This is a genomic window from Polaromonas jejuensis NBRC 106434 (genome assembly GCF_001598235.1).
GTDB lineage: Bacteria > Pseudomonadota > Gammaproteobacteria > Burkholderiales > Burkholderiaceae_C > Polaromonas > Polaromonas jejuensis.
In genome coordinates this window covers 124443-134315 of record NZ_BCYO01000011.1, presented here as the reverse complement: position 1 = coordinate 134315, position 9873 = coordinate 124443, and the positions used below count along the sequence as shown (strand labels likewise).

Sequence of the window (9873 nt, the reverse complement as noted above, 5' to 3'; positions counted from 1 at the left end):
CACCTTGCCGTTGGGCAATAGCGTCGCCGTGTGTGTATTACGTGCCGTGGCGAGGTTGCCCGCCGGGAAAAAACCTCCCCGCGCCAGCAGCCCGCAAAACACGTTCACGTTAGTCACGTTGGTATCGCTCACCGTCCCCGCACCATAGGTGCTGGTGCAAGGCTGGTTTGCCGGGAGTGTGGCGATGGTCACGTCGTAGGGGGCACCCGTGGCGAACACCGGGGCAAAGGTAAAGGGGCCGTCGGCACTCAGGGTCAAATCGTTCGCACCATTATTGCGGAGCGCAATGAGCGAGCCAGAAGCAAGGCCCGTCAGCGTGCCGCCGATGGTGAAAGTCTCAGATGCCGGCGCGGTCCCAGTTCCACCACCACCTCCTCCTCCGCCACCACCACCACCACCACCACCACACCCAGCAAGCATAAAAACAAGCGCGAGAAATAAAATCACAAGACGATAGGCGGCGCTATTCATCTTCGTCACCCCTCTTGAATCGTGGGTGAGCAGGGCGGCATTGGGGGAATGCCCGGTACCCGGGCCGGCGGGGGAGACCATAGGGGCTCTCGCGGCGTGCGGAAGCGAAGCCACGGGGGCGATTGCCATTCCGGACATAAAAGAAGGAGTTCGGTCCATTTTCTTCTCCCACTAATCGGCGGCTTGCTGTCACTCTTGCTGTCACTCTAGATCAAACAGGGGTCTCATAAACAGATGGCTATAGCCGGATTTGGCTTGAACAGTGCTTACCCTATGGGGTTAATAGGGACACCCCTACGTCATAGGGCTCGCCCTACCTGGATGCGCGCCAGACCCGCGCCTGCGTGGAACTGCTGCGCCGCCGGCAAGGTTAGTAGCACGGTTGCTGTCACCGGCATTGATTGGCTTGCGCCGCTTCAAAAAGTCGATTTGATTCCCGCAGCTGCCGAGTCATCGCCGGATTTAGGATGAGGCCGTATGTCGAGCTGTTGGTCACAAATAAAAACTGGCGCAAGGTGTATGCGGACTACGCCAAATTCCGCGGCGACCAGAACCTGTGGCTCCGCTTCACGGAAGCCACGTTTGACCGCTTCATGCAAGGCCAGGAGCTTTGAGCACCACCTCTTTCAAGGTCTTTCACCCTCTCCCAGCGGGAGAGGGGGCAAAACCAAAACCTTGAAAGGGGTAGCTTTGAGAACCTGGAACCGGCCTGCCGCCGTCAGCTGCCGAGGTAGGCTTCCTGCACCTTGGGATTGACCAGCAACTCGCGGCCGGTTCCGCTCAGGACGATGCTGCCGGTCTCGATGACGTAGGCGCGGTCGGCAATTTTCAGGGCCTGGCGGACGTTTTGCTCGACCAGAAAAATGGTCAGGCCGGCCTGGTTGATGTTGCGCAAGGTGCGAAAGATGTCCTGCACGATGATGGGCGCCAGTCCCATGGAAGGCTCGTCCAGCAACAGTACGCGCGGCTTGGCCATGAGGGCACGGCCAATCGCCAGCATTTGCTGCTCACCCCCTGAGAGATTGCCCGCCAGGCCGCCGGCGCGCTCCTTGAGGACGGGAAACAGGCCATAGACATAGTCCAGGTCACGGGCCCGGCTATCGCGGTCACGGCGGGTGTAGGCGCCGAGTTCGAGATTTTCCCGCACCGTCAGGGTCGTCAGCGTGGCACGGCCCTCCGCCACCTGCACGACACCGCTTGATACGATCTTGTGCGGCGCCATTTTGGTCAGGTCCTTGCCATCCAGCGTGACACGGCCGGCGGCTTTTTTGACCAGGCCCGAGAGTGCCAGCAGAGTGGTCGATTTACCGGCGCCGTTGGCGCCAACCAGCGTGGTGATCTGGCCTTCGTGGAGTTCCAGGTCAATGCCCTTGACGGCTTCAATATGGCCGTAGGCGACTTTCAGGCCATTGACTTGCAGCAAGGGCGCGCTCATGCCGCCGCCCCCGTGGCATCAAGCGTCACTTCATCGTCTTCGCGGCCCAGATAGGCCTCGATCACCTGCGGGTCGTTGCGTATCGCGTCGGGGCTGCCGCGCGCGATGATGCGCCCAAAATTCAGGACGGCGATGTCCCCACACAGGCCCATCACAAAACGCATATCGTGTTCAATCATGAAAATCGTGTAGCCGCGTTCGCTGATGTTGCGGATTTCAATCATCAGCTCGACTTTTTCGCTGCTGTTCATGCCGGCCACCGGCTCGTCCAGCAGCAGCAGTTTGGGATTTGTGGCGAGCGCTCGCGCCAGTTCCAGTTTGCGCTGCTCGCCATAAGAGAGGTTGTCGGCCTTGTCCGTCGCCTTGTGGTCGAGTTTGACCCAGGACAGCAGTTCGTGGGCGCGCTCGCGGGCACGGCGTTCCTCGCTGCGAAACAGCCCGGAACTGGCCAGCAGGCCGAGCGAGTCATATTTCAGCTGCGCATGCAGGCCGACCATCACGTTCTCCAGCAGCGACATTTCCTTGAAGATGCGGATGTTCTGGAAGGTGCGGGCAATGCCCAGGCGCGTGATCTCGTGCGGTTGGTAGCCCGCCAGGTTTTGGCCATTGAATTCAATACGCCCGCCGGTGGGCGGCAGCAGACCGGTGATCAGGTTGAAGACGGTTGTTTTGCCGGCCCCGTTGGGCCCGATCAGGCCGAAGATGCCGCCTTGTGGAATCTCCAGGTTGACGTCTTGCAGGACCTTGAGGCCGCCGAAGTGGCGCGACAGCGAATCCAGCTTCAGTGCGGTGCTCATGCCCGGCTCCCTTTCCTGCCAAACCACTGTGTGAAGCGCGCAGGGTCCCAGATGCCCTTGGGCAGGAACAGCACGATCAGCACCAGGATGAAGCCGTTGACGACCAGCCGGAAGTCCTTGAACGAGCGCAGCAGTTCCGGCAGCAGCGTGAGGATCACGGCACCGATTACCGGGCCGGTGAGGTTGCCAATACCGCCGAGGATGGCCATGGTGAGGATGTCCACCGCACGGTCAAAGCCGTATTCGCTGGGGCCGATGAAGAAGGTCAGGTGGGCGTTGAGCGTTCCGGCCAGACCTGCAATGGCCGCGCCCAGCACAAACGCCAGCATCTTGTGTGCCGCCACGTCGATGCCCATCAGGCCCGCCGCTGTCTCGTCTTCCTTGATCGACTCGAAGGCGCGTCCGACCTTCGAGCGATTCAGGCGCCAGAGCAGGGCCAGCGTGAGGGCCAGGGCCAGCGCCACGTGCCACCACTGGGTGGATTGCGGGATGCCGTTGAGCCCCAGCGCGCCGCCCGTGAGGGATTCGGTGTTGAGCAGGGCAATGCGCACCACCTCGCCAAAGGCCAGGGTCGCCATGGCCAGGTACACCCCCGAAAGGCGCAGGGTGGGCTTGCCGATCACGAAAGCCATGAACGCCGGAGCGGCCATGCCGGCCAGCAGCACGAGCGGGAACGGCAGTCCATAGTTCATGGTCAGCAGGGCCGAGGTGTAGGCCCCTATGCCCATGAAGGCCGCATTGGCGATGGCCAGCATGCCGCAGGAGAGGGTCAGGTAGATGGAGAGTGCCAGCAGGGCATTGGTGCCCAGCGTGAGCACCAGATTGCTGTAGACCGACCAGAAGTTGTCAAACCATTCCATATTTCAGTTGTCCCACAATGCTGCGCCTGCCTCAGGGTGCATGAACTCGATGAGATGTTTTTTCGCGGAACACCGCGGAACCGGCTTTGCCGGGCCGCTGGTGTTGCCCCCTTGAGGGGGGAGGCTGCTACACGAAGTGAGCAAGCAACGGGGGAGTTTCATGTCAGACCTTGCGTTCTTGCAGGGTGCCGAACAGCCCCTTGGGCCGCACCAGCAGGATGAGGAAAAGCAGGCCGAAGGCCACGGCATCGCGCATGCTGGAACCGATATAGGCGACCGACAGCACCTCGGCAAAGCCCAGGAACAGGCCACCGATCAGCGCGCCGCGGATGTCGCCCATGCCCCCCAGGATGATCACGGCAATGCCCTTGTGCAGCATGGGCTGACCCATCAGCGGAAACAGCGCATTGGAATACAGGCCGATCAGCACGCCGGCGACACCGCCCAGCCCGGCGGCGGCAAAGGAGGTGAGGTAGAACAGGCCTTCGACGTTGATGCCCAGCAGGTAAGCGGCCTTGGGCGATTCGGCAATGGCCCGCAGCGCGCGGCCGAGCTGGGTTTTCTTGAGGGCTACCAGGAGCACGGCCATCAGCACGAATGACAGCAGGATGATGCCGAGTTCGATAGCCGTCAGGTGCAGGCCCCCCAGGCTCAGGGAGTCGTCCGACACCAGACCCGATGGAAAGCGCAGGTTCTGCGCGCCAAAGATGCCCTGGATGCCGTTGTTGAGGATGATGGCCACGCCTATCGTGGCGATCATCGGAATCAGGTGCGGCGCATTGCGGGCGCGCAGCGGCCGCAGCACGAGAAAATCGATGAGCAGCCCAAGCCCGCCGCTGAACAGGAAGGCGAACAGCAGTGCGCTCCACAGCGGCAAGGCGAAGTGCGCAACGGCCTGTTCTGCCGCGTAGGCGCCGACCATGAAGACCGCGCCGTGGGACAGGTTGATGACGCCCAGGACGCCAAAAATAAGGGTGAAGCCCAGCGCAAACAGGGCGTAGACGCACCCGAGCGACAAGGCATTGACTAACTGCTGTTCCAGCACGATGGGTGTCCCGAATAAAGCGCGGTGATGCGCTGGCAAGAAAAAAGACGGCGCGACCAGGCGCTCCGTCCGACGGACAGTTATTTCTCGATCGAGAACTTGCCACCCTTCGTCACGCTGACGATGGCGGTCTGCTGGGCATCGTAGCCGGCGGGTTTGCCGGCCTTGTCGGTGGCGCGGCGGAAGCTGAAGGCGCCGGTCGCGCCTACATGCTTCACAGCCGGCAGCGCCTCGCGCAGCGCGGTGCGATTGGCCGCCAGATCGCCGCCGAGCTTGATCTTGCGCAGCGCCTGGGTGGCGATGTTCATCGCGTCATAGGCCTGGGCCGCGAACTGGTCGGGCGCGGTCTTGAACTTGGCGGTGTAAGCCACCACGAACTTGCGGTTCGCATCGGACTGGTTCTCGATCGACCAGGGGCTGCCCACATACAGGCCGTCCGACTTGTCCTTGGCCAGCTCGAACACCTTGACCGAGTTCATGCCGTTGCCGCCGATGAAGGGCATGTTCAGCCCGATCTGGCGGGCCTGCACCATGATGGGCGCGCCTTCGGCCAGCAGGGCCGACAGCACGATGGCGTCGGGGTTGCCGGCCTTGATCTTGGTCAGCTGGGCCTTGAAGTCGACGTCGCCCTTGGCGAAGGTTTCGGTCGTCGTGACCGGAATCTTCAGGTCTTCCAGCGCCTTCTTGAAGTTGTCGTAGCCGCTCTTGGTGAACACGTCATCATTGCCATACATCACGGCGACCTTCTTGACGCCGGATTTCTTGACGGCCATCTTGATGGTCTCGGGCAGCACGTCGGCTTCGGTCACCGAATTGCGGAACACATGGTCGCCGATGGAGGTGATGCCGTCGGCCGTGTTGGAGGTGCCAAAGGCCACGGTCTTGGCGGCCTGGGCGATCGGGTCGGCGGCCTGGGCCGAGTTCGACAGGGTGGGGCCAAACACCATCAGCACCTTGTCCTGGAAAATCAGTTTCTTGAAGACGTTGATGGCCTCTTCCTTTTTGCCCTGTTCGTCTTCGATGATCAGCTGCAGCTTGTCGCCGTTGACGCCGCCGGCGGCGTTGATCTCATCGGCGGCGAGCTGAAAGCCATTGCGAATGGATACCCCGTATTGGGCTGCACCGCCTGACAGCGCCTCGGCCACACCGATCTTGATATCGGCGGCGCTGGCACCGGCGCTAAACGTCGCGGCGATCGCCAGTGCGAGGAGGGAAGCGGTGAACGTTTTTTGTCTCATTGGGGAATCCTCTTGAAGGTACGTTGAAAGGCCGGTCTCTGATTTTACATCTCGCAACAGCGTTCCCCTCCTGCGGGTCAGGCGCTGGGCAAGCGCCTCAAAGGACAGCCAGCCCCGCACCCGGCACCATTTGTCCGATGACCGCAGCGCGCGCAAAGCCGGCCTTGATAAAAATGTCCAGCACCTGATCGGCCTGCTCAGGCGCGCAAGCCACCAGCAGGCCGCCGCTGGTCTGCGGATCGCTCAGCAGGGCTTTGTGCGCCGGGCTGATGTCTGCGGGCAGGACGACTTCTGCGCCGTAGCTGTCCCAGTTGCGTCCCGAGGCGCCCGTGATCATGCCTTGAGTGGCAAGTTCGAGCACGCCGGGCAGCAGCGGGATCTGGTCCAGCTGAAGCTGCATTTTGAGCTGGGCGCCGCGCGCCAGTTCCAGCCCATGGCCGAGCAGGCCAAAGCCCGTCACGTCGGTGAGTGCATGCACGCCGTCGAGTTTCGCCAGCTCAATGCCGGGCTTGTTCAGCTGCGTGGCGATGGCGACCATGCAGGCATAGCCTTGGTCGCCAAGCGCTTCCTTTTTGAGCGCGGCCGACAGGATGCCGACCCCCAGCGGCTTGCCCAGAATCAGCACGTCGCCGGCCCTGGCGCCCGAGTTTTTCTTGACGCGCGAGGGATGCACCAGCCCCAGCACCACCAGGCCGTAAATCGGCTCCACGGAGTCAATGGTGTGGCCGCCGGCGATAGGAATGCCGGCGTCGCGGCAGACATCCTGGCCGCCGCGCAGGATCGCGCCTATGGTCTCCAGCGGCAGCACGTTGATGGGCATGCCCACCAGGCCCAGCGCCATGATGGGCGTGCCGCCCATGGCATACACGTCGCTGATGGCGTTGGTGGCGGCGATGCGGCCGAAGTCATAGGGGTCATCGACGATGGGCATGAAGAAGTCGGTGGTGGCGATCAGGGCCTGCTCGTCGTTGAGCAGGTAGACCGCGGCATCGTCGGCGGTTTCAATGCCCACCAGCAGTTGTGCAGGGATGGGCAGATTGCTGGAGTTTTTCAGGATTTCGCTCAGCACGCCCGGCGCAATCTTGCAGCCGCAGCCGCCGCCGTGGGACAGGCTGGTGAGTCGCGGCGCGGCAGGCGCCTTGGTGGGGATATTTGGGGTAGTCATGGGCAGCTTTCTGGGTCGGTACGGCGGGGCAACAGCGCATGGGAAGTTGCCGCGACAGCCCACCTTTTTGGGGTGCGGCATCAAGCCTGATTATGACAAGCACGCCGGCCGCCGAGATGTCCGCGCCGGGTCTGGTGTTAGAGGCCTGATGTCACAATGACCCGACAGAAACAGCACCCGGCCATGTGTCCGGGCCCCGGCCCCTGGCGGGGTCTGGCAAGCGCCGGGTTTGACAGGATTTTTTGTGCCGACAGATCCCGACTCTCATGCCCCCGGCCTTCCCGGCTCCCACGCGGCCGCCGCCGGATTGACCGATTCGTCCCTGATACGCAGGGCGGGTCGTGCGCTGCTGTCCCTGGCGCTGATGGATGCGCGCAACCACACCCTGCACCTGTTCGGCCAGTACCAGCTGGCCCTGGAGGATGTGGGTTTCGAAGTGCCCCCATTCACCACGCTGAGTCCCCCTTTGTGGGAGCTGGGCCATATAGGCTGGTTTCAGGAGCGCTGGATAGGCCGCAACCTGCAGCGGGCCTTGGGCACGCGCTGCGAGGCGGGGCATGCGCTGCTGGCATCGATGGAGCCGAATGCCGACCGCTGGTGGGATGCCGAGCAGGTGTCGCATGAAAGCCGCTGGGCGCTGGATTTGCCGGACCTGGCCCATTGCCGTGGCTATCTTCTGGACACGCTGGAGAGCACGCTGGAGCTGCTTGAAAAGGCCGGCGACGATGACGAGGCCCTGTACTTTTACCGCCTCTGCCTGTTTCACGAGGACATGCGGGGCGAAGCGCTGGCCTGCAACGCCCAGACCCTGGGCTTGCCGCTGGACAAGCCCCTGCAGGAGGCTTTCACGCCGGCGCCCATGGCGCTGCGCGAGCCCCTGCTGATCCCGGCCACGGTGTGGCAGATGGGCAGTGCCCCGGACAGCGGATTCGTCTTCGACAACGAAAAGGCGCAGCACGCCATCAGCGTTCCCGAGTTTGAAATCGATGCCCAGCCTGTCACCTGGGCGCAGTATGTGGAGTTTGTCGGCGATGGCGGCTATGACCGCCCGGAGTTCTGGCATCCGGTGGGTTGGCACTGGCTGCAGAAGCTGGCCGCGGGCGAGGGCCGAAGAGGGCCGCGCTATGTGGACCAGATCGGCGTGGCCAGCGGCGCCGTCATGCAGACCCGCTTTGGCCGGGCCATGCGCATGCTGGGCCATCAGCCGGCCATGCACATGAGCTGGTGGGAGGCCGACGCCTGGTGCCGCTGGGCCGGGCGCCGCTTGCCGGCCGAGGTGGAATGGGAAGTGGCCGCCCACACGGCAGCGAGCCGGGGCTTTCGCTGGGGCGATGTCTGGGAGTGGATGGGCACGACCTTCCGCCCCTACCCGGGCTTTTCGCCCGACCCTTGTCAAGCCTGGTCGCAACCCTGGTTTGGCACGCACAAGGTGTTGCGCGGGGCCTCGTTTGCCACCCGGGCGCGCCTGAAACATCCGAAGCTGCGCAATTTCCATTTGCCAGAGCGCGACGACATCTTCTGCGGATTCCGATCCTGCTCGCTATAAAAAATATAGCTTCTTGCGCCCGTTGTAAAAGGGCTGGCGATACTAAAGGCTTGTTTTTTTGATTTTTGGCGTGCGGTAGTTCCACCAAGGCAAGGCCGCCCGCAGCGACAGCACCTTGCCGCTTTGCGCCAGCCGGCCACTGTAACCCGGCAGCCCGTCCAGCGTGGTTTGCCAGTCGCGGCTTTGCAGCTGCTGGAGCAGGGCCTGCACCGGCGGCGAGGGCAGCTCGGACTTCAGGCACACCAGGTGGTAGCGCTCCTGCACCAGCGGCACAAAGCCCAAGCCTTTTTCGCGTGCGGCGGCCTCAATGCCCAGGCCCGCATCGGCCGCGTGGCTGGCAATGGCCTGGGCCACCGCCGTGTGCGAAGGCTCCTGGCTCTGGTAGCCCTGAATGTCCGCAGCGGCCATGCCGGCCTTGAGCAGCAATTCGTCCAGCAGCACGCGGGTGCCGGTGCCCTCCGCGCGGTTGATGTAGCGAAGACCCGGCCGCCGCAAATCCATGAGGCCGGCAATGCCCAGCGGGTTATTCTTCGCCACGATCAGGCCCTGCTGGCGATGCGCAAAACCGATCAGTTTGTGCAGGCCGGGCTTGAGCAGGCTGCGGTAGCTCCTGGCCGACACCGACTGCGCGCCCGGCTGGTCCAGCGTGTGAAAGCCGGCCATCATGCAGCGCCCCGCATTCAGCGCGGCAATCGCATCGACGCTGCCCATGAAGCGGATGTCCAGGTGCAGGCCATGCGCGCCGGCCTGCTCGCGCAGGGCAGAGAGTGCCGCGTCGTGGCTGGCGTACAGCGTCAGCACATGGGCTTCGTCGTCAAAGGCGGTGGAAAAAGCGCGCTCGATGTCGCTGCTCAGGGCCTCGATCTGCGGCGCCAGCCTGGCCTGGGCCTGGCGCTCGGCCCACAGCAGCTTTTCGCCAAACTCGGTGAGGCGGGCGCGCTGGCCCTTGTCCCAGACGATGAGGGTGCGCCCCAGCGTCTGCTCCCAGTCCTTGAGTGCGCCCCATACATGCCGGTAGGACAGGTCCAGCACCTTGGCCGCCCTGGAGATGGAGCCCTGCTCACGCACCGCATGCAGCATGTCCATCAAGGGGTTGCGTATCAGCGCGTCCTTGCGCCGCTCCGGCGTCAGCAGGTAGGAGAGTTCGACGTTGTGCATGGTGGGCAAGGTGCGTCGATTATGAGGGCAGGGACTGGCCGGCACGGAGCGGCGCCAGGCGCTGCAAGCCGCTGAATTGGCTATGCAAATGATTTCATAGCGATGAATCCCTATGCGCAGCGCAGGCCATGCGGCCTAGGATAAAGTCCCGCAAGACT

8 protein-coding genes and 2 pseudogenes are annotated in these 9873 nt (G+C 63.4%); 2 read left to right on the top strand and 8 right to left on the bottom strand.

The annotated features are described in order from the left end of the window. A pseudogene (locus PJE01S_RS25190) lies at nt 1-471 on the bottom strand (hypothetical protein); the annotation flags it as partial. Nucleotides 472-938: 467 nt separating this feature from the next. Here PJE01S_RS25190 and PJE01S_RS25185 point away from each other — a divergent pair. Further along, a pseudogene (locus PJE01S_RS25185) lies at nt 939-1085 on the top strand (ABC transporter substrate-binding protein); the annotation flags it as partial. A 104-nt stretch (nt 1086-1189) separates the two neighbouring features. On the opposite strand, the gene PJE01S_RS14380 reads toward PJE01S_RS25185, so the two are convergent. From PJE01S_RS14380 to selD, 6 genes are all read right to left on the bottom strand, one after another. After that, nucleotides 1190-1906 carry an ABC transporter ATP-binding protein gene (locus PJE01S_RS14380; protein WP_068834320.1) on the bottom strand — a complete coding sequence of 239 codons (717 nt, stop codon included), beginning with the start codon at nt 1904-1906 and terminating at the stop codon, nt 1190-1192. After that, nucleotides 1903-2703: an ABC transporter ATP-binding protein gene (locus PJE01S_RS14375; RefSeq protein ID WP_068834319.1), complete on the bottom strand. Its 801-nt coding sequence runs from the start codon at nt 2701-2703 to the stop codon at nt 1903-1905. Before PJE01S_RS14375 ends, PJE01S_RS14380 begins: the two co-directional genes overlap by 4 nt. Beyond that, nucleotides 2700-3563, bottom strand: a complete 864-nt coding sequence (locus PJE01S_RS14370) for a branched-chain amino acid ABC transporter permease (RefSeq protein WP_068834318.1) — start codon at nt 3561-3563, stop codon at nt 2700-2702. The genes PJE01S_RS14375 and PJE01S_RS14370 overlap by 4 nt, the downstream gene beginning before the upstream one ends. A 163-nt stretch (nt 3564-3726) precedes the next feature. Continuing rightward, the gene (locus PJE01S_RS14365) at nt 3727-4608 is read right to left on the bottom strand and encodes a branched-chain amino acid ABC transporter permease (protein ID WP_068834317.1); all 882 of its coding nucleotides are present in this window, start codon (nt 4606-4608) and stop codon (nt 3727-3729) included. Nucleotides 4609-4688: 80 nt separating this feature from the next. Beyond that, complete coding sequence (locus PJE01S_RS14360; protein ID WP_068834316.1) at nt 4689-5846, bottom strand: ABC transporter substrate-binding protein; 1158 nt, start codon at nt 5844-5846, stop codon at nt 4689-4691. 97 nt (nt 5847-5943) lie between these two features. Next, nucleotides 5944-7011: a selenide, water dikinase SelD gene (gene selD / locus PJE01S_RS14355; protein WP_068834315.1), complete on the bottom strand. Its 1068-nt coding sequence runs from the start codon at nt 7009-7011 to the stop codon at nt 5944-5946. A 244-nt stretch (nt 7012-7255) separates the two neighbouring features. On the opposite strand from selD, the gene senA reads away from it, so the two are divergent. Beyond that, entirely contained in the window at nt 7256-8557 is a 1302-nt protein-coding gene (senA, locus tag PJE01S_RS14350) for a selenoneine synthase SenA (protein ID WP_377372038.1), read from the top strand. Nucleotides 8558-8599: 42 nt separating this feature from the next. On the opposite strand, the gene PJE01S_RS14345 is transcribed toward senA, so the two are convergent. After that, nucleotides 8600-9715, bottom strand: a complete 1116-nt coding sequence (locus PJE01S_RS14345) for a substrate-binding domain-containing protein (RefSeq protein WP_068834314.1) — start codon at nt 9713-9715, stop codon at nt 8600-8602. Nucleotides 9716-9873 lie beyond the last annotated feature (158 nt).